The organism is Roseburia sp. AM59-24XD (assembly GCF_003478445.1).
GTDB lineage: Bacteria > Bacillota > Clostridia > Lachnospirales > Lachnospiraceae > Jutongia.
In genome coordinates, this window is the sequence record NZ_QUET01000015.1 from 61,650 (window position 1) to 82,639 (window position 20,990).

The following is a 20,990-nucleotide window of genomic DNA, read 5'->3' on the forward strand; positions in this document are numbered from 1 at the left end:
TCTCTCCTCTCGATTTTAAAAACGTCTGTATTTCCATCTACCGACCGCTAACAACACCGCTGACAATACTTCGCGCCGATACCGTAATATCCGCTTCCTTTCCTTGAAGCCTTATGTGCACCGGCACAGCTTCTACACCGCGGTTTAACAGGATCAATACAATTGTTCCGTCGGGATTTTCCCAGGCGGTCACATCAATTGCATCTGTATATCTGCTGAAACCAAGCCTTACCGCACCCTCCCGGATAAAATGCGAAAAATGCCAATAGTAATCCGCACTCATTCGCTGTATCAGCTCTTTGTGTTCCACATCATACAGAAAAGGGGCATCACAATAATTTCCAACATGATTGGGACCTCCCTCTTTATCCAAAAGGATATTCCAATCAAAAAATGAATTCAATCCATGATTTAAATTCCCAATCATATCATGTGCCAGACGTCCCGCATTAATTTCTTCTGCGGACGGATTAAATTTATTGTATTCCAGACAGCTTTCTGACAGAATCAGTTTCTTATCCGGAAATTGTTTCCGAATAAGATCCAGTGCCTCAAAATGATCTCCACTGTACCAGTGAAATGCAACTCCGTCAATCATGTGATCCGTCTTTTCATCGATCAACTCACATGCCCTTTCAAAAGCACGTTCCTTATTATGATCCCACACAAACACCTTCACATGTTCCAGTCCTGCCCGCTCCATAGCCGGATACAGATATTCCGAAAGAAACTCCTTTTCCTGAGCTGAAGAATACACACAGGAATCCCACGTCTGAACTGCTTTTGGTTCATTTTGCACAGAAATCTGCTCCACCTCATATCCGCGTTTCTCAAACTCTGCAATGTATCGGCAAATGCAATTTGCCCATAAGGGATAAAACTCTCTTTTCAGACTTCCACCATTTTTACGGGCACCATTTGTCTTCATAAATGCAGGCGGAGACCACGGTGACAGCATTATTTTTAATGGTCTTTGCGCTGTTTTCTGTGCAGCCTCCAACAATGGCAGAATATATTTCTCTGTATCCGTAAAATCAAATGATTCCAAATCTCTGTCCTGCGGGTCTTTTATCGCCGAATACAAATGAGTCGAAAAGTCACAGCTGTCCATATGAATCCGCACTCTAACATAGTTCATGTGATCCGGATCAAAATATTTTGTGAGCAGCTCCTTCTGCTGCACGTCATTCATTTGTTGAAATACATAACCTGCAGCATCAGTAATTGCTCCACCAAACCCTTCAAAGGTCTGGTATTTTATCTGAGGATAAATATTAATTACCTGATCCTCTACTCCTGTATCATCAATAAAATCTACTGTTTTCTCATTCCTTAAGAGTTTTTGTTTTCCAACACTTTCCACAAATGTAAATTTCATGATTGCTCTCCTTCATACTCTTTCAAAATCCGGACACCCCAATCCTTCATCGGAATACTCTGCCCCTTCATAAAGATATTACCTGACAGAAGATCCTCCACCTTTTCGAATGGGCAAATAAAACTCTCCGCTTCCTCACTGTAATGAAGAGCATAATGAATTGTTTCTTTTTTCTCATTAATGCCGCTGCGAATGATCACAGGCCATTTTATTTCGTCATCGAAATAGTTTTGAACCTGAGCACAAACAACAGCATCCTTAAATATTTTCTTCAGTCTTTCTTTCGTTACATAGCAGCCAATATAATAACCATATCCCTGTCCAAAAGCATTTTTAGTGATCGCGGCATATTTTCCCCAGTATTTATGCTCATATGACTCTATCACCTGAGCCGTATCCGGTTTCAACAATTCAGCAAAATATAAAATATTTTCTCCTGCAACCGTTGCCCGTCCCGGCTCCGTAAACTGATTATAGCTCATACCAAAGCAATCCGTCATGCCATGAGGCTGCACATCTGAATACACACTTAACTGACGATCTGCCACAAAAGACTTAAAAGAGCTTACAACCACTCCACCAGCCTGCACAAATCCCTTCATCTTCTGAACAAATGCATCCGATACACTATATAACGCAGGTGTAACGATCATCTGATACGGCTTTTGTTCCTGATCAAATTTTTCTTCCAATTGGTGAATGTCTATGATATCACAGGAGATGTTCATTTCATACAAACAATCGTACATCCAGCGAACCACATCATTATAGCTTAAATCCTTGTCAATCGGGAACCAGTTGAAGCTGCTCAGAGACTGATTATCAATTACCACAGCCACCTGATTTTTCCGGGAAATACACAATGTCTCCCTGCCGAACCGGGCAATCTCACGCCCAAATTCTCCCGCCTCTTCATATACCGGATTCGTAGAAAGGTCATGACTCAAAACCCCCTTCCAATACGTTTCATATCCATCATGAATGGAATGCCAGTTCCAGTATAAAACGCCTGCCGCCCCACTTGCCAGATGGCTGTATCCATGAAGACGGAGCTGTCCCGGATATGGTGTCCAATATTTAAATGCCTGCGCCTGACATTCCAGCACAATATATGCATCATCCTTAAGGGTTCGAATAGAATCCCCACCAAATCCAATCTCTGCTCCTGTCAGACCATCCTGCGTCGGATGATAAATATCTGTTCCTGCGATCGTCACGGCTTTAGACGCTTCATAATGATTGATATCAGGCTGCACACCATAAGAATACCCATCCTGCGCAATATCTGCTCCGAATTTTTTCCATTCAAAATCAAAATTATGTGTAATAAACTGATCTTGCCTCTTATATTTTTTTACAAGCTCTGACTGCCACACTAAATACTCTGCCGCCAGACTTCTCTGGAATTTAGCAAATTCGCAGGCAAGTCCACCATGAATACAGCCTGCCATATCCGGAAAATCCGACCAATCAGAAATGGAATTACTCCAGTAGCGCAAGCCAAATACTTCGTTTAACTGCTCGGTCGTATGAAATTTTGTCTTTAAATATTCAACGAACATCCGCTGCACCTGTGGCGATGCTGTTCCATAATGCTTCGTCTCATTATCAATCTGAAAACCTATCACACAGGAAACATTTGCCGTATGCTCAAGCAATTTACAGATCACATTTTCAGCGCATTTACGAAACACCGGGTGAACAATATCCATGATCTGGCGTTTCCCGTATTTCTTTCTGGAATACCCGTCAAACACCATCACTTCCGGACATTTTTTTTCTAACCAGGAGGGAATGGCATACGTTGGTGTCCCAATGATCACATACATTCCGGCTTCCTCTGCTGCCGCAAGCGCTTTATCAATATAGGAAAAATCGTATACACCTTCTGCCGGTTCTAATGTGCTCCAGGTTGACTCTGCAATACGAATCGTATTCATTCCTGCTTTCTGCATCATGGCAATGTCTTCCTGCAGCCGGTCATACGGCATATACTCCGGATAATATGCTGCTCCAAATAGAATATCTTTTACCTGCAATTCCCTCATGGTAATCCTCCTCTATACACAATGACTACTCTGCCGATTAATTGTCCTTACGGTGCTTTCCCTGCTCCAGATCAGCAAGAACCTGATCATACTTCTTGTCCAGATCAAAGAATACCATGCAGACCACTACGATCACTACCATAATAAACGGAATCCATGCAAAGGACCAATTAATTGCTGCCAGCGACTTAGCAGACTGCACTGCCTTCTTTGCATCAAATCCGCCGAAGCCCAACACCCATCCAAGTGCTGCTGTACCAATACCGGAGCCAACCTTCATACAAAATGAAGATGCTGCATTTCCCATTCCGGCTGTCCCATATCCGTTGTACCACTCTCCGTATGTGATTGCATCCTGAAGAAGACCAAACATAGAAGCTCCTCCACATGCAAATCCCATACCCTTTACAACAGATAATACACAGGTCATTGTTACATCTGTTGTAAAACCGGAAAGAAGAAATCCAATTCCGGAAACTGCCATTCCACACATAAACAGATTTTTCTTGGAAACCTTTTTCATAATGAATGGTGTCACAAAGAGGAATGCAATCTGTGCAATAGAAAGACAGTTAGAAATAATGGCATATTTACCGGCATTTCCTACATTATACTGTGCAAAAAAAACGGCAGATCCGAAGAAGCAGGACATCATAAAATACATTGCAAAGATAGCAATTACCAGTAATACCCAGTACTTATTGACGAACAATCCTTTAATGCCTTTGATAAAGGAAACCTGATTTTCCTTTGCCTCTTTCTGAGTAGAACCACCTTCTACGACACGCTCTTTGCACATAAAGAATGTAAACATGTTTAAAACAACAAATACAATCATCAAAACAACAAATGTCAATGTCCATCCCTTCTGGGAATAAACATCTCCACCACCAAAAGCAGCTGTCATTTTCAGTACAACCGTATTGATCGTCATGGTTCCTGCTGTTGCCAAAAGGTTACGGAAATTTCCAAGCAAACCTCTCTCATACTGATTGGTTGTCATCAGACCATTTAAGGTTGCATACGGAACATTGATTCCTGTATAAAAAATCGTAGAAACCAGATTATATGTTAAAAACATATATGCCAGCTGCGTTTTCCCAACAAATGCAGTTGGAACCGTAAACATAAGAACCGTACATACTGCTAACGGCACACACAATCTGGCGATCCACGGGCGTGCCTTTCCCCATTTACTATGAGTATGATCGATAATATATCCCATTACCAGATCCGAAATACCGTCAAAAAACTTTGAAATTGCAATAATAGACGCTGCAGCCGCTGCACTTGCTCCAACAACATTCGTATAATATACCAGCAAAAATGCACTGATCGCAGAATAAACCAAGTTTCCTGCATAATCTCCTATACCATATGCAAAACGCTCTAAAAATGTAAGTTTAGCATTTGGATTCATCTTATTCTCATTCATATTCGTTACCTCTCTTTCTATTGCTTATTTATCTAACGGAAACCATCCAAAATCAACACAACGTCCCAGATCCCAGCTATCCCAGCCAATCCAGCCTTCTGTATTGACTGTGTCTGTCAATAATTTATAGCTCCAGTAAAAATAACCGGATCCCTTTTCCCAGGCTGCTTTCTGCATTCGTGCAACTGCCTGATATATTTCCTTTTTCTGCTCTGGCGAATAGCTTTCTACCGAAGCTCCCTCCAGTCCGTTTAAAACTGTCTGACCGCCCTTCGTATCCCAGCCGCAGGCAAGAGAATTAAACAGACACCACTCACCACAGATCACAGGGAAATACTGCTGCATTTCTTCAATTTCTTTCATGAAATGCTCTTTCACATATTTTTCATAGCCCTCTACAGTCTGCTCACATCCCATCATTTCTGCCATCATCAGATACTGGTGGGTATCAAGAACTACATTTTTGTACTTTTCTTCACGCATAAAATCTTTCCAGATTGTAAGCTCAAACCCATCATGAATAACGATATATTTATCCTCATCCAGATACTTCTCAATACGGTCATAGGCATCCAGATAGAATTTCCGGATAAACTCAACAGTAATCGGAGCACTGCCCTTCGCCATCTCTTTATCTACCGGTGGATATCTTTTTTGAATATTCAGTAACTCCCATGCTCCCTGTAATGCCGGCTCGTTGATCAGTTCGATTCCCCAAAGACCTTCTCTGTGTCCATATCTTTGAGCCAGTCTCTCCAATACTGTATGGACAAACTCAACCTCCTCGGGATTCTGAGCCCATTTACAAACTCCACATATTCCTCCATTGTCAGATCCATTCTGTCCTTCCGGTGCTGTATGCAGATCAATCAGAATCTTCAGGCCATACTTTTCAGCCCAGTTAAATGCCTTATCCAGTTCTTCTACACATCCAATGAACGGCTCTCTGTCGCCAAAAATGAAATATGGTACCGGAATACGTACTGCATCCAGCCCCCAGGACTTGATTGTTACAAAATCACGTTCCGTAATATACTCACTACGATGGATCTTGATTCTTGCCTCATACACCTCCTTCGACAACTGCCTTGGCAGCCAGTACTCATCCTCCGCTGTCGTTCCTTCAAACAACGCCGGATTCATCCATTTTTCCAAAACCAGCCAGTTTCCTAAATTAACACCTTTTACTTTCATAATAGCCGTACCTTTCTTTGTTTAAAATAAACAACTGTTTTCTGTTTTTCGTTTTCCGTCTTTTCTTAATTTGTAACTAGATTTTAAGATAAAAAAAACTGCATTTTTATATCAAAATTATTATATTTTTTAACATTTTTCTTATATAACCTGATATAATATGTCTTAAAGAACTAATACATGGAGGTTTCTTAAAATGCAGGACATTATTTTACTTCAATATCTTTCCAAAAAGCTTCACACCTATGTGTATAAATTTTCCCTGAATCAGGAAATGCTTTTCTCTTATTGTGGGGTGCTTTCCTTTCAGGATTCATATATGCGCAATCTGTCATTTCGTAATTATCTGCTGAACAAACCACAGAAATCAATGCCCTGCCTGAAGGCAATTCACCAAAAAAATATTTACTGTGTTGTCCATACCGACGAATTCATTTACGTTGCAGGACCAGTTTGTTTTCCGGCTTCCGTTTATCTGACACATAACTACGATTCGCTTTCTCTGGAGGAAAACGTTGAAAAGTATATTCCTCAAGTCGATCTGACCACTTACTTGAATGATATGATTTTTCTTCACCATATGCTAACCGGTACAGAATCTTCTCCGGAGATGATAATACAGGATAACTGTGTAGATCAGGATTCAGAAGAAAAGGTACAGCAGAATTTTAATAATCTGCTTTTTGATAATCAGGAAAACTCAGTACACCACAATCCTTACGATCAGGAGGTGCGTGAATTTAGCAGCATCGAGAACGGAGATTTGATCCAATTGGAAAAAAGCATGCAGGAGGATTACGATGGATCAATCGGTACACTTGCCAGGGATCCTGTACGCAATCTTAAGAACCTCGGCATCGTTCTTATCACTCTTGCCAGCCGCTATGCCATCCGCGGCGGATTATCTCCGGAGATTTCCTTCTCGTTAAGCGACACTTATATCCAGCAGATCGAGGACTGCAATGATATCGCACAGATCAAACCACTTGCTCAAAAGGCTGAATTTCATTATGCAGAAATGGTACATGATATCAAAGAAAACCAAAAAGGAATCTCTCAAAAGCAAAAAAATCCCCGCATCAACAAATGCAAGGATTATATTTTTTCTCATTTGCACGATAGAATCACTGTAGAAGATCTTGCTCTTGAAGCAGACTGTAATCCCAATTATCTATCCCAGCTTTTCAAGCAATGTGAAGGAGTCAGTATTTCCCATTACATCCTTCAGGAAAAGATCAATCGTGCCAAAAATCTTTTGATTTATTCGGATTATTCCTATATAGAAATTGCCACTTACTTAGGCTTTTCTTCGCAGAGCCATTTGGGAACTCAATTCAAAAAATACACCGGATACACTTTGCGGCAATTTCGTGAGATTTACGGAAGAAAGGAGTAAACTTGCCAGAACAAAAGGGCAAAACCAGCGTTTTGCCCTTGCTTCCCACCACATTACGAGCATTTTCCTATACCAGAACAAATTGGACTTGCCCGTTTTGCGCGTCACTGTACGATTGCTTATACAATCTCCCTCTGTGCTTCCCGGACTTCTCAGTCAACAAACACAGAGGGATTATCTGTCCTATTTATCGGACACCTATTTTACCGTTGTCTCACGGATGATCTTTCGTACCGGAAGTACAAAGGACGGGGATACCGAAAGCTCATCGATACCCATTTTCACAAAGGTCTCTGTCAGCGTTGTATCAGCACCAAGCTCCCCGCAGATGCCGACCCAGCAACCGCCCTTATGACCGTTATCGATCGTCATCTTGATCATCTTAAGGATTGCCGGATGGTGCGGATCATACATGGTATCCAACTTCATATTCTGACGATCCATCGCCAGGGTATACTGTGTCAGATCGTTTGTTCCGATACTGAAAAAGTCAACCTCAGCAGCAAGCTCCTCACTCATCATGACAGCCGCCGGTGTCTCGATCATAATACCCTGTTCAAAGTTTCCATAAGGGATGCCCCGCTCGTCAAGCTCCTTCTTAACGGACAAAACGATCTTCTTGATCTCGCGAACCTCCTCCACGGAAATGATCATCGGATACATGATTGCGATCTCGCCATAAGCACTGGCACGAATCAACGCACGAAGCTGCGTACGGAAGATCTCCGGGCGGTCCAGACAGATACGGATCGCACGGTAACCCATGGCAGGGTTCTCTTCCTTATCCAGATGGAAATAGTCCACCTGCTTATCGGCTCCGATATCAAGAGTACGAACAACCACCTTCTTGCCTGCCATCGTCTCAGCCACGCGCTTGTAAGCCAGAAACTGCGTCTCCTCATCCGGATAATCCTCTGCCTCCAGATACAGAAATTCACTTCTAAAAAGTCCGATGCCCGCTGCATCATTGGCAAGAACATTAGCAACGTCACCGACACCGGCAATATTAGCATACAGCTTGATATGCTTACCGTCTGCGGTCACATCCTCCTTGCCCTTAAGCAGTGATAACAGTTCTCTTGCCTCCTGCTCCTTTTTCCGGTCATCCTTCAGCTTTGTAAGAATCTCCTCCTCCGGATCTATATAAAGCTTTCCACTCCTGCCGTCTACCACTGCCATGTGGCCATTCCACTCCTCTTGGATATCCACACCGATCAGTGCCGGTATGTTCATGGTTCTTGCGAGAATCGCTGTATGGGAATTGGCGGATCCATGGCGTGTCACAAAGGCAAGGAGCTTCTCCTTGTCCATCTGAACAGTCTCGCTCGGTGCCAGATCATCCGCCACAATGATCACCGGTTCGTCCCCGATATCACCTGTGGTCTCCTGCTCTCCGAGCACAGAGATCAAACGCTCTGTGATATCCTTGACATCAGCCGCTCTCGCCTTGAAATATTCATCGTCCATCTGCGAGAACATCTCCGCAAAGTTATCGCCGGTTGTTGCCACGGCAAACTCTGCGTTTACATTCTGTGTCTCGATCATATTGACGATAGAGGAAACGTAATCGTCATCCTCCAGCATCATCATGTGCACCTCAAAGACAGCCGCATTGGCTTCGCCAACCTCCTTGACCGCTTTTTCGTACAGTGCCTGAAGCTGCTCGGATGCCTTTGCACTGGCAGCCTCATATCTTGCTTTCTCTGCAGCCGTATCCTCGACCTTCTCGCGTTTTACCTGCTGCGCACCCTTCTGATAATAAAAGATCTTTCCAATTGCGATCCCTTTAAAGATCGACTTTCCCTCGTATATTTCCACCACAGCCTCCATTTCCGCATGACTCGCGCATGCATTCTCTCATTTTGCCCTGTGACAGGATATGCAATCGATTACAGTGTCTCCTCAAAGAACTTCTCCATGCCGGCTGCCGCAGCATCCTCATCAGCACCCTCAACCTCTACTGTGATCTCCTCGCCGCACTTTACGCCGAGAGACATTAACATCATAAGCTTTCTTGCATCTGCCTTGCGGTCGCCCTTTACGATCGTAACCGCAGACTCATATTTCTTTGCTTCCTTTACCAGAAGACCTGCCGGTCTTGCGTGAATACCTACCTCATCAGTGATTACATAATTGAATGATTTCATAATAATTTCCTCCATTTCTTAAATTTGTTCGTTTGATTTTATATTGTATACGGATGCTTTCCGGCATCCTTAAAACTTTTATCTGTTCTTTGGTGCTTCGATTGCTTTTATTCTTCGGCGTCCAGTTCGCCGCTTGTCACACGACAGATATGCATTGCCAGATATCCGGTTTCCGCATCCTTTAAGGTGCAGCCGATGGTCGTTCCGATCTGCTCACAGATCTGTTCTGCCATTGCAAATTCCTCCGGATATTTCACACTCATATAGTCATTTAAACTCATTTTCAATTTCTCGCCATTCAGCGCCCGCACGATCATGTAACGCACATGGTTCATCAGTCGGTTATAGGATAATGTCATGACATCGATCCGTTTTCCCATGGCATTCTCTACGATCTCAATACATTCACGCACCGCGCGGGCTGTCTTCATGGCATCGGATACCTTGTCATCATCGATGGCAGAATGCACATGCAATGTAATATATCCGATCTCATCGTCTCCGATGGTAATTCCAAATTTCTTCTTGAGAACCGGCACAACACAGCTTGCAACCTTATACTCCATATGAAACAAAAGACGGATATCCTCGGTCAGTGGATTACTGATCGACTCGTGCCTTTTCATGCGCTCCACCGCATAACAGATATGATCCGCAAGCGGAAATAAAATGTTGCGGTCAATATTTCCAAACACCTTCTGCGCCTCATCAAGCACCAGGTTCGCGATCTCCAAAAACTCCGGATCGATTGATTTTACGATCTCTCCCGCCTGCCCCCGTTCACCGGATGCCTGCAGTGTATAGATACGGGCATCCTCTCCCGGTTCCACATGTTCGCTCACCTTTTTACCAAATCCAATCCCCTTGCCCATCAGAAGACATTCCTTCCCGTCCTCTGCATTTACCGCAAGCACCGCATTATGGTTTAACACTTTTACGATTCTGTACATGTCCGATCCTCACATTTCATTTATTCGTAGAAATCGACCGCAAATAATTCCTCTCCTGCTTTGATCTCTCCGTCCTTCAACAGTCGGATCTTCTGGTTATCCTCAAGCTCCGTACAAAGCACCGGTGATGTCAGGGATGGAGCATGCCCGGCAAGATAGTCAAGATCCAGCTTCATCATCGGATCTCCCTTCTTCACCTTCTGTCCGTTCTCGACAAATACCTCGAAGCCCTTGCCGCCAAGCTGTACGGTGTCAATGCCAATGTGTAACAGCATGCTGAGTCCGGAATCTGTCATAAATCCAATGGCATGCTTTGTCTCAAAGACAAAGACAACCTCTCCATCCTCCGGTGCCTTTACAATGGCATCCGTCGGTGTCACAACGGCTCCGTCTCCCATCATTCTTCCGGCAAATGCCTCATCCGGTGCCGTGGACAGATCTGCTGCCACACCGGTGATCGGGCTTGATACCACGATGGTCTTTGTAACCTTTGTTTCCGTCTGTTCCTCCTGTGCAGGCACATCCTCCTCCACAGTTTCTTCACTATCTTTAGTATATTCGATATCCGGCGCTGTTTCAAGGTAATCTTCCAAATTTGACTTGATCACCGTGACATGAGGACCGTATACAATCTGACGCCGTTACCCTTGTGGATCACACCGCTGGCTCCGGTTGATTTTAACAGTGCATCGTCAACCAAATCGGCATTAAATACCGTACAGCGAAGTCTTGTTGCACAACAGTCAACACCGTCGATATTCTTCTTACCTCCAAGACCTCTTGTGATATCTGCGCTGAGCGGATCATCTGTCCCATTTTCGGTACTGTCCGTTTTCTTGGACTTTCTTGCATTGACATCTGCCTTCGTATAAAGCTTCACCTCCTGATCTTCATCCTCACGTCCCGGTGTCTTTAAGTTCAGCTTCTTGATCAGGAATGAGAAGATAAAGTAATACAGGAAGAAATAAATAATTCCGACCGGAATGATCCTCAGCCAGCTTGTCTTGTCATTGCCCTGAAGAATACCAAACAGGAACAGATCCAGAAAACCACCGGAGAAGGTAAGTCCGACTGCAATGTTTAACATGTGGGCGATCATATAGGCAGCACCTGCTAAGATCACCTGTACTGCAAACAGGATCGGTGCCACGAACAGGAACGAGAACTCGATCGGCTCTGTGATACCTGTCAGCATGGATGTCAGTGCTGCGGAGAAAAGAAGACCTCCAACCTGTTTCTTTTTCTCCGGCTTCGCGGTGCGGTACATTGCAAGTGCCGCCCCCGGAAGACCAAAGATCATAAAGATAAACTCACCGGAGAAATATCTTGTCGCGTCCGCGCTGAAATGCGTTACATGGGATGCATCGGCAAGCTGTGCAAAGAAGATATTCTGTCCACCCTGTACCATCTGTCCGGCAACCTCTGCCGTGCCGCCGACAGCTGTCTGCCAGAACGGCATATAGAATACATGGTGAAGACCAAACGGAATCAGTGCTCTCTTGACAATACCAAAGATCAGTGTGCCGAAATAACCACTGCCGGTCACAAGACCTCCGAGCGAATAAATACCGTTCTGAACAACCGGCCATACAAAATACATCAGAATACCGACAAACATATACACGATCGTGGAAATGATCGGTACAAATCTTGATCCGGCAAAGAATGACAATGCATTCGGAAGCTGGATCTTATGGAAGCGGTTGTGAAGTGCCGCCACACCAAGACCGACGATAATACCTCCAAACACACCCATCTGCAGGGTATTGATACCGCAGACGGAAGCAATCGTTCCGGAAAGCACATCCTTTGAAATGCTTCCATCCCCGAGGATCTTTCCATTGATCTCCAGCATACCGCTGATCGAAATATTCATAACGAAATATGCGATCACGGCAGAAAGAGCAGATACCTCCTTCTCCTTCTTTGCCATACCGATGGCAACACCAACGGCAAACAACAGCGGCAGGTTATCAAATACGGCACTGCCGACCTTATTCATGATGACTAAAAGTGCATGCAGGATCGTCCCGTCACCAAGGATCTTTCCCAAATGGTACGTTGCAATTGTCGTCTCGTTTGTAAACGAACTACCAAGTCCCAGAAGCAACCCGGCAACAGGCAGGATTGCGATCGGCAGCATAAAGCTTCGTCCGATTCTCTGCAGGACTTCAAAAATCTTATCTTTCATGATTCATCCTTCCTTTCCTGGTGATATTCATGTGATCATCTGCTTCGTCTGCATATCCTTTTTAGTGTCCGCTTTTTGCCCTATTCTATACAGCGCACCCGGGATTTATGCTGTTATTCTCACAAAAAGGGAACAAAAAAAGGCACTAACTCACATAAATATCCTGTAAAATTTATGTCTAGTTAATGCCTTGGGTTCGTTCGAATCAAGTAACATACTATCTAAACTATTTATAACATTTTCACTCTGATTTGTCAAGCCTATTTCTCATCACAAACCTGAAAAATATAGAATTTTAAATAATAAGAGGTATCTGCCGCCCAGAGGATCGGATGATCCGGTGCCTGCGTTGCAAAAGAAACCTGCCGCAGTCTCTTATGCACATTGGCTGCCGCCTGTCCGATCGTCTTGGTAAACAGCTCGTAGGTCATGAAATGTGAACAGGAACAGGTTGCCAGATAACCGCCGTCCCGGATCAGCTTCATCGCACGCAGATTGATCTCACGGTATCCCTTGACTGCGTTCTTCACAGAGTTGCGGGACTTTGTAAATGCCGGCGGATCCAGAATGATCACGTCAAACTTCTCTCCGGCTGCCTCCATCTGTGGCAGCTTCTCAAAAACATCGGCACATTCAAAGTCCACAATATCGGACAGACCATTTAATGCCGCGTTCTTTTTCGCCTGCTCTACGCCAAGCTCGGAGGCATCCAGACCAAGTACGCTTGCCGCACCTGCCTGTCCGGCATTCAGCGCAAAGGAGCCTGTATGCGTAAAGCAGTCGAGCACCTTTGCGCCACGGCAGATCGAGCGGATGGACTGACGGTTGTATTTCTGATCCAGGAAAAATCCGGTCTTTTGTCCTTCCTTGACATCGACCATATAATGCACGCCGTTCTCGATGATCTCAACATTCGTATCAAATTCCGCTCCCATAAAGCCCTTTACGCGCTCCATGCCTTCCTTCAGACGTTCCTTTGCATCGCTGCGCTCATACACACCGCGGATCGTAATGCCGTCTGCCGCAAGGATCTCCTTTAACAGATCGACAAGATGCTCCTTATACCGGTCAATACCGAGTGCCAGAGACTCCACGACAAGAACATCGCTGAACTTATCAATGACGAGTCCCGGCAGGAAATCCGCTTCCCCGAAAACGATACGGCAGCTCGAGATATCCACAGTTGCCTTCCGGTAATCCCATGCCGCCTGCAGACGCATTTTCCAAAAAGCATCGTCAATCTCCTGCTCCTGATGACGTGTCAACATCCGGACACGGATCTTGGAGTGACGGTTGATATAGCCCTTCCCCATCGGATAGCCGTCAAAGTCATGCACCAGCACGACATCGCCATCGTCAAAGCTGCCGACTACATTTGCGATCTCGTTGTCGTAGATCCAGGCACCGCCCGCCTTGATCGTGCGTCCTTCTCCCTTTTTCAGCGTTACAATTGCATGTTCCATTACAGTACCTCCTGAATCTCCTCATAACGGATACGAAGCTCCGGCATCTTTGTGATCGTAGTATAATAATTGATATCCCAGTCATCCCCCTGTGACGGATCATTCTCTCCGGTTGCCGGCGGTGCGAAGATCTTCAGTGTCATCTCTGTGCCCGGCTCGATCGGTGTCTCAAAGAAAGCGGACATCATATCGACGGTCTTTGTTCCAGGTGCTTTATAGAACCAGCGTCCGTTTAACTCCATCATCAGATTGAGTTCTTCTTCAAAGGTGATCTCACAAAATTCCGGTGTCTTCTCAAAACAGATCGGGATTGCAATTCCCTCTGCATCCTCTGCACCGCCCCAGCGAAGAGTTGCCGGCAGTGTCGTCTCCTCCTGCTCATTGAGTCCCGGCAGGAAGAACGGATCCTTCAGAATTTCCTTATAGTCCTTTAAGACCGGCTGGGGGATACCGACTGTAGAATTGTTCGGATCCTCGATCTCAAGACCAAGTCTTCCTCTGTCCCTGAACTGGTACATAGAAAATCCGTCGAACCAGTCCGCATTTTCGGACTTTAATTTCTCAACAAAACGCTTGATCGATTCGCCCTGACGCATCGGTCCCGTCACGTCTCCATCGGTGTTAAACTCAGAGATCACGAACGGTTTGCACTCTCCGTGGTTGACCTTTGTCATTCTCTTAGAGGTTTTATTGAGTCTCTCAAAAAACAGATCAACCGGTGTCATCGCGTAGCTGTCTCCACCCTTTTCACATACGTCAAACGGCCATCCGTAATGAAGTGCCAGATAGCAGTCATTGGACCAGATATCGGCAATATCAAATGCCTCCTTGAACTCCTCCTCATACTGTACCGGCGCATCCTCTGCCTCGAGATCTCCGACAGCACCGCCGCAGAATACAAGTGAGATCTGTGGTGCCTCTTCCTTCACAATCTTTGCGAAGCGCACAAAGAACTCTCCGATCTCCTTGTAGGAGAAACGCTGGTTGTGGGTGAACCAGTCTCCGGCACACTCATGGTTGATACGAAGACGCATTCTTCCGAATGGCCTGAGATCCTTTGCGATCTGACGGAGATATTCATCCTCCAGAGAACAGTCGATCGTAAGCGTCAGTGCCACGTCCTGACCATGACGGCGGATATCGCGCATCTGCTCAAACGGTTCTCCCTTTGTATCGCCGTCCGGACCTCCGCGATACGGGAAGTAATCATCATACGGATAATCCCACTGAAAATGGATCTCCATGTCCTTACATGCCACACTGATACGCTCCGGCCACTCCTTATCCTTTGGATAATAAGTATACATAATGCCAATATTTCTATGTGGTCTTCCCAGTGTATTTAAAATGTAATCCTGATTGACATACTCAGCTCTCTCACTGCCGTCTCCCAGATCCAGACCACAGCATGCCGGTGTTAAAGTTATTTTCTTAATCTTGTCCATTTGTCCCTCTTTCTGCACTGCAACTATGATTACTGTTCATCCGACAGTGCCCGGATATATATCTATAAATATACACGAATTCGTGGTATAATTCTACTAAAAGATTTCAGGAAAGGATTGATCCATATGAAACGAAGAATTTTGACTTATTTGCAGCAGATCGATGAGCTGATCCAGGATCCGCCGGAAGATACAGACTGGGACCGTGCCATCCACAATCATCTGACTCAGATTCAGTTTTTCCAGCACGAACGGCTGATCCATCTGATCGTCACCGTGCTTTTCGCACTGATGACCACCTCGGTTGTTGTCGGTCTTGTCGGAACCGGAAGCATCTGGCTTACGCTTCTGCTAATCCCTCTTCTGATCCTTCTGTTCCCATATATCAATCACTATTATCTTCTGGAAAACGGTGTCCAGAAAATGTATGCGCAGTATGACCGCATGTTAGAATACCAAAGCGACAAAAAGTGGAACCGCTTTTTTGCAGTTCCACCTAAAGAAGAAAAATAAACCTGTCCGTCATACATATTTGGAAACCTGGATATTCAGGTTTCCTTTTTTTGTTTCTCCGGAAATACCGTCACAGATAAACTTGCCGTAGCCCCGCACCGACACCACATCCTGCTCCTTTAGAGTGCCGCTGTTGTTCTCCATCTGATAACCGTTGACAAACACCTTCTTCTCACGGAACAGTGCAATGCTCTGGCTTCTCGAAAGATGACAGAGCTTTGCCACGATCACATCCAGCCGCATGCTCGGCACGATCAGCTTGACCGCCTGCAGCTTCGGACGTACCGCCTCCGGCATCCGGTCTAATATCCGGCACTGCACATGTGTATGCTTTACCTGATCCAGATTCTCCGGAATAAACGGTGCGATCTTCTCCAGACAGAACAAATATGCGGTCTTATCACGGATCATAATATCCCCGAGCGTACTGCGCTCAATCCCCAGATGCATCAACGCTCCAAGATAGTCCCGGTGCGTCAGTGCATCCGCAAACTTCTCAATCAGCGGCTTGATCTCAATACAGCAAATAGGAAAGCCCGCATCGTATCCCAGACTTTCCTCATCGCCAAACCGGAGTATCTGCCGCTCACAGCCATCAACACCGCCGGAAAACATTGCTGTCACAGGCGCCGTATCCTTCCTTACTCTGGCATATACCGCCTGCTCCTGCTGATTCAGAAAGCCGGTATAGGTATATAAGCCGGTGCGGTAGGACTGCTCCGCCAGATCTTTTATTCTTTTGATCAGAAATTCTTCATCCCTGTTCATGATACTCTCTCCTGTTATGCTGTCAAATTAACTCCAAAATCCGGATGCTTATCAAGCATATCACAGAGATTTCGTCTAATCAACCCATTTTCTCATGGTCCACTCAAGGTCACGGAAGGTTCCCCACGCATCCTTGTCTTCCTGTGGATTTATCGCATACATTGCCATTACCGTACCGGTAAAGCCGCCTGCTACCTCAGAGGAAAGATACTTTGTTCTCGCCTTCCCAAGCTCCACGCTCTCTCCGGCAAGCTCTGCGAAGAATGTATAAAATTCTCCTTCAGACTCTACATGGAAGCTTACCTCCTGCTGTCCCTCTCCCAGTGCCTTTGATGCCTTTACACACTGTGCATCACCGGTTGTCAAACGAAGCTCAGCCTTCTTCACACCGTCTTTCTGTGTCAGATAAAGGTCGTAGTGGTGATCCTCACACAGATAGAAGGTAATACCTGCCTCCGGTGAATTGCCACCCACGGTAATATCGAGTGTCGTGTCAAACTCGGACTGACGCACGCCGAGGAAGGTCGGCGCATCCACATCATCGAGCGTATAGTGATTGCCTCGAAGGTTCACACCGTTTTCGGTAAACTGATAGTTCTCTTTATCATAAGCTCTCAGATGACACCATCTTAAGCTGTCTGCTCCAAGCTTTTCAAAGGAAACATCATAGCAGGTATCCTCGCCGGCTGCATTGAGGTTCATCTCCATCTCTGCTTCCACCGTACCATTAACACCGGCAGTAAACCAGCCGTCCTCCTGCCACTGTACCGGCACTAAGAACACCTCTCGTCCCAGATGATGGAACGGCATCCACATGCCCTCCTGACGGAAGCCCAGGCACACGATAAATGTGCTTCCATCGTCCGTCTGCACCAGATCGCCATGTCCGATTCCCTGAATGCGGCTCTGATGACCACCGAGATCGCGGTTTGTCACAACCGGATTGAGCGGATAAGACTCGAATGGTCCATATGGGCTCTTTCCTCTCGCATATGTGATCATGTGACCATACTCGGTACCACCCTCTGCAGCAGTGATGTAATACCAGTCCCCGATATGGAACAGATGCGGTGACTCAAGATAACGTCCGCCATTCCCCTTCCAGATCGGCTTGCTCTCAGTGAGACGCTCTCCCGTCGCAATATTGATCTCGCACTGGAAAATACAGCCCTTGCCGTCCTCATCGCTTCCGTTACTCATGAAATATGCCTTGCCATCCTCAAAGAACAGGGACGGATCGATGCCTCCCTGATCCACGAAAACAGGCTCTGACCACTCACCGTAAATATCATCGGTATACACATAAAAGTTCTTGTGATATGTATCATTGGTAGTCACCATGTAAAAGCGTCCCTCATGGTAACGGATCGTTGGTGCAAAGACACCGCCGGAGCTGTTGATACGCTCTAAATCTACCTGTGTGCTTCTCGTCAGACAATGACCGATCTGTGTCCAGTGAACCAGATCCTCACTCTCGAAAATCGGTACGCCCGGAAAATACTCAAACGAGCTGCATACCATATAATACTTTCCATTCGCCTTACATACACTCGGGTCCGGATAAAAGCCCCGAAGAACCGGATTACTGATCTTCATAATAATCTTTCCTTTCTGTTATCATTAACATCTTTTATTTACGGAAAACAAATGCTTCCAGATCCAGAAGCTGTCTGTTCACAAAGCTGTTCTTTGCCCATCCGCTGTGCGCATCCTCTGCCACAAAATATACTGCATGTCTGCCGGTCACCATACGCATGATGCCCTCTGCCACATGATCTCCCGTGCCAAACTCAACGGTACCGATCTTCTCACCGTCTACCGGGTCATCCAGATATACATGCACTCGCCCACTGCATCCTCTTGGCTGCATCTTTAGGGATAATGTCATGGTCCCATTGGTGTGATCCTCGCCGAAATCAAAATACTTCCAGCCCATCACACAGCCCTCGGTGATGTTGGTGATCACTCTGGTAAATGCATCGATCTGTGTGATCATCAGCTGCTCGCTGCCCTTCAGCACGCAGGCGGTGTCAGCCTGTGTCTGCTCATAAGGATTCAAGGAATCCTCGAAGCCCAGAGAGGTCATCTCTACTGTCGGGATCGTTCCGTCCGGAAGGATCTCGATCTTCTCCACACAGCCTCTGCGGGACATAATCGTTCCGTTGGTCATACGGTGATAGAAAATATACCACTGATCCCCGATCTTGCAAATGGATCCATGGTTATTGCCGCCCGGAAAATCAATGCCGTTATCCACGATATATCCGCGATATGTAAACGGTCCTGTCGGAGAATCTGAGGTTGCATAGGCAAGCTGGCAGCCACGCTTCGGGGAATAGATCAGATAATAGGTATCTCCTACCTTTCTCGGTGAACACGCCTCGAAGAAATTCCATGGCTCATCGGTCGGAATGACATTCTCCTGATAGGTTCCATCGATCACCTGATACATGTTGCTTCCGTCGATCTCGCACATGTAGGAGCCGAGATATCCGCAGTACACATAAACTCTGCCGTCATCATCCACAAGCACGCCCGGATCAATAAAAGTACCGTTATCGTAATGGTTAGGGATATTATACTCATAACGGGACAACAATTCAAACGGTCCCTCCGGTCTGTCGCTCACTGCCACACAGCCCTTGGAATCAAGAATGTATGCATACAGATAATACTTGCCGTCCTTCTCCACCACATCCGGTGCATAAAGACATTTCTCGGACCAGTCTACATCAGAAGAATGGTCTCTATCTGCCTTTGTGTGGAACGCATCACCATGGCACACCCATTTGCCCGGTTCATTCACAGGCGCTGACCATACCTTCAGTTTATAATCACAAAATTCGGCAGAATCTACACGGTCATGGGAACCATACACATAAACTCTGTCTCCAAACACTCTCGGTTCTCCATCCGGGATATACTCCCAACTTGGTAAATACGGATTTGCCATTTCGTTGTCCTCCATTCGTTTTATTTCGTATATTGTTCGCTGTGTCACAACAAACGTCTCATTCGAAACACCGCTTTATTACAGCATTTTGCGCTGTTTTCTTCTTTGACACATTTGTTATGTTGTAGTATAATCATACGAAATCAAATGCGAATCTACTAGAGGAATACGGACACTAATCTTTGTATTTCGGACATAATAATACAGCAGCTAAGGCCACCATCCGGGAGGAGTTTTATGATATCAGAAATGCATCTTCATTACTTTACCGCACAGAAGGATTTTCCATTCTATATCCAGTATGGTCATCATGACGAGAACATGTTTCTCCACAACCATGCGGACTTCTCGGAGCTTGTTTTTGTGCTGGGCGGTCACGCCACCCACATTGTCAATGATGAGGAGTATCCGATCCAAAAAGGGGATGTATTTGTCATCAACGAAAATACATCCCACGCCTATAAGGATCCGCGTCATTTTCGGATCTGTAATATTATGTTTCAACCGGACTATTTCTTAAAGAACTTTGGTGATATCAAATCGCTGCCCGGCTATCATTCACTCTTCGTCATTGAACCTGCCCTGACACAGCAGAACGGCTTTCAATCCCGCATTCATCTGGCGCCGGATGTTTTCGATACCTTCGATCAGATGATCACACGGATCCATCACGAATATGTATCACACTCTGCCGGATACCAGACGATGACAAGCGGTCTTTTCCTTCAGATGATCACCTCGCTGTCCCGCCTTTTTGACAAAAGCGGAGAAGCCGATGATAATACCGTATCGCTCGCCAACACAGTCGCCTACATGGAGTTCCATTTCCGCGAGGATATCTCCGTCGAAGAGTTAGCCTCCATGTCCGGCATGTCGCCCCGTCATTTCCGGCGTGTCTTCCACGAGATCTACGGCACCAGTCCCCTGAAATATCTGCACACACTGCGCATCCGCTCTGCCGCACGCCTGCTGCGAAGCACAGATCTTCCGGTCACGGAGATCGCGATCCGCAGCGGCTATCCGGACGGCAATTACTTCTCCGGCAAGTTCAAGCAGTTTATGGGGATGCCGCCGTTAAAATACCGCAACGATCCGTCGCAGGGGTAAGG

The 20,990-nt window shown here is 45.8% G+C and carries 15 protein-coding genes and 1 pseudogene; 3 read left to right on the top strand and 13 right to left on the bottom strand.

The genetic code is table 11. The features are described 5' to 3' along the window. Positions 1 to 37 precede the first annotated feature (37 nt). The 4 genes from DXA20_RS08815 to DXA20_RS08830 are packed head-to-tail and all read right to left on the bottom strand — an operon-like array spanning position 38 to position 6,055. Positions 38 to 1,378, bottom strand: coding sequence for a glycoside hydrolase family 30 protein (locus DXA20_RS08815; RefSeq protein WP_118560171.1), 1,341 nt, complete (start codon positions 1,376 to 1,378; stop codon positions 38 to 40). After that, entirely contained in the window at positions 1,375 to 3,426 is a 2,052-nt protein-coding gene (locus tag DXA20_RS08820) for a beta-galactosidase (protein WP_118560173.1), read from the bottom strand. The genes DXA20_RS08815 and DXA20_RS08820 overlap by 4 nt, the downstream gene beginning before the upstream one ends. Positions 3,427 to 3,463: 37 nt before the next feature. Continuing rightward, on the bottom strand, positions 3,464 to 4,861 hold the full coding sequence (locus tag DXA20_RS08825; RefSeq protein ID WP_118560175.1) for an MFS transporter: 1,398 nt from the start codon (positions 4,859 to 4,861) through the stop codon (positions 3,464 to 3,466). Between the two features lie 24 nt (positions 4,862 to 4,885). Next, on the bottom strand, positions 4,886 to 6,055 hold the full coding sequence (locus DXA20_RS08830) for a glycoside hydrolase family 5 protein (RefSeq protein ID WP_118560177.1): 1,170 nt from the start codon (positions 6,053 to 6,055) through the stop codon (positions 4,886 to 4,888). Positions 6,056 to 6,251: 196 nt separating this feature from the next. On the opposite strand from DXA20_RS08830, the gene DXA20_RS08835 reads away from it, so the two are divergent. Continuing rightward, complete coding sequence (locus tag DXA20_RS08835) at positions 6,252 to 7,451, top strand: AraC family transcriptional regulator (protein WP_118560179.1); 1,200 nt, start codon at positions 6,252 to 6,254, stop codon at positions 7,449 to 7,451. 198 nt (positions 7,452 to 7,649) lie between these two features. On the opposite strand, the gene ptsP is transcribed toward DXA20_RS08835, so the two are convergent. The 6 genes and pseudogenes from ptsP to DXA20_RS08865 all read right to left on the bottom strand — a co-directional run bounded on the left by ptsP (position 7,650) and on the right by DXA20_RS08865 (position 15,647). After that, entirely contained in the window at positions 7,650 to 9,281 is a 1,632-nt protein-coding gene (gene ptsP, locus DXA20_RS08840) for a phosphoenolpyruvate--protein phosphotransferase (RefSeq protein WP_442969689.1), read from the bottom strand. 59 nt (positions 9,282 to 9,340) lie between these two features. Next, positions 9,341 to 9,598, bottom strand: coding sequence for an HPr family phosphocarrier protein (locus DXA20_RS08845; protein ID WP_022306758.1), 258 nt, complete (start codon positions 9,596 to 9,598; stop codon positions 9,341 to 9,343). 107 nt (positions 9,599 to 9,705) lie between these two features. Then, complete coding sequence (locus DXA20_RS08850; protein WP_022306759.1) at positions 9,706 to 10,548, bottom strand: PRD domain-containing protein; 843 nt, start codon at positions 10,546 to 10,548, stop codon at positions 9,706 to 9,708. Between the two features lie 20 nt (positions 10,549 to 10,568). After that, positions 10,569 to 12,739, bottom strand: a pseudogene (locus tag DXA20_RS08855) (glucose PTS transporter subunit IIA). Between the two features lie 260 nt (positions 12,740 to 12,999). Further along, a complete protein-coding gene (locus DXA20_RS08860) occupies positions 13,000 to 14,202 on the bottom strand; it encodes a class I SAM-dependent rRNA methyltransferase (RefSeq protein WP_118560181.1) in 1,203 nt (400 codons plus the stop codon). Continuing rightward, positions 14,202 to 15,647 carry a hypothetical protein gene (locus tag DXA20_RS08865; protein WP_118560183.1) on the bottom strand — a complete coding sequence of 482 codons (1,446 nt, stop codon included), beginning with the start codon at positions 15,645 to 15,647 and terminating at the stop codon, positions 14,202 to 14,204. The genes DXA20_RS08860 and DXA20_RS08865 overlap by 1 nt, the downstream gene beginning before the upstream one ends. Before the next feature lie 126 nt (positions 15,648 to 15,773). On the opposite strand from DXA20_RS08865, the gene DXA20_RS08870 reads away from it, so the two are divergent. After that, a complete protein-coding gene (locus DXA20_RS08870; RefSeq protein WP_022306763.1) occupies positions 15,774 to 16,160 on the top strand; it encodes a hypothetical protein in 387 nt (128 codons plus the stop codon). 9 nt (positions 16,161 to 16,169) lie between these two features. Here the strand turns inward: DXA20_RS08870 and DXA20_RS08875 are convergent, their stop codons facing one another. From DXA20_RS08875 to DXA20_RS08885, 3 genes are all read right to left on the bottom strand, one after another. Continuing rightward, positions 16,170 to 16,928, bottom strand: coding sequence for a YlmH/Sll1252 family protein (locus tag DXA20_RS08875; protein WP_118560185.1), 759 nt, complete (start codon positions 16,926 to 16,928; stop codon positions 16,170 to 16,172). A 75-nt stretch (positions 16,929 to 17,003) separates the two neighbouring features. Further along, complete coding sequence (locus tag DXA20_RS08880) at positions 17,004 to 18,524, bottom strand: glycoside hydrolase family 43 protein (RefSeq protein WP_022306765.1); 1,521 nt, start codon at positions 18,522 to 18,524, stop codon at positions 17,004 to 17,006. Positions 18,525 to 18,558: 34 nt separating this feature from the next. Continuing rightward, on the bottom strand, positions 18,559 to 19,881 hold the full coding sequence (locus DXA20_RS08885) for a family 43 glycosylhydrolase (protein ID WP_118560187.1): 1,323 nt from the start codon (positions 19,879 to 19,881) through the stop codon (positions 18,559 to 18,561). Between the two features lie 237 nt (positions 19,882 to 20,118). On the opposite strand from DXA20_RS08885, the gene DXA20_RS08890 reads away from it, so the two are divergent. After that, positions 20,119 to 20,988, top strand: a complete 870-nt coding sequence (locus tag DXA20_RS08890; RefSeq protein WP_118560189.1) for a helix-turn-helix domain-containing protein — start codon at positions 20,119 to 20,121, stop codon at positions 20,986 to 20,988. Positions 20,989 to 20,990 lie beyond the last annotated feature (2 nt).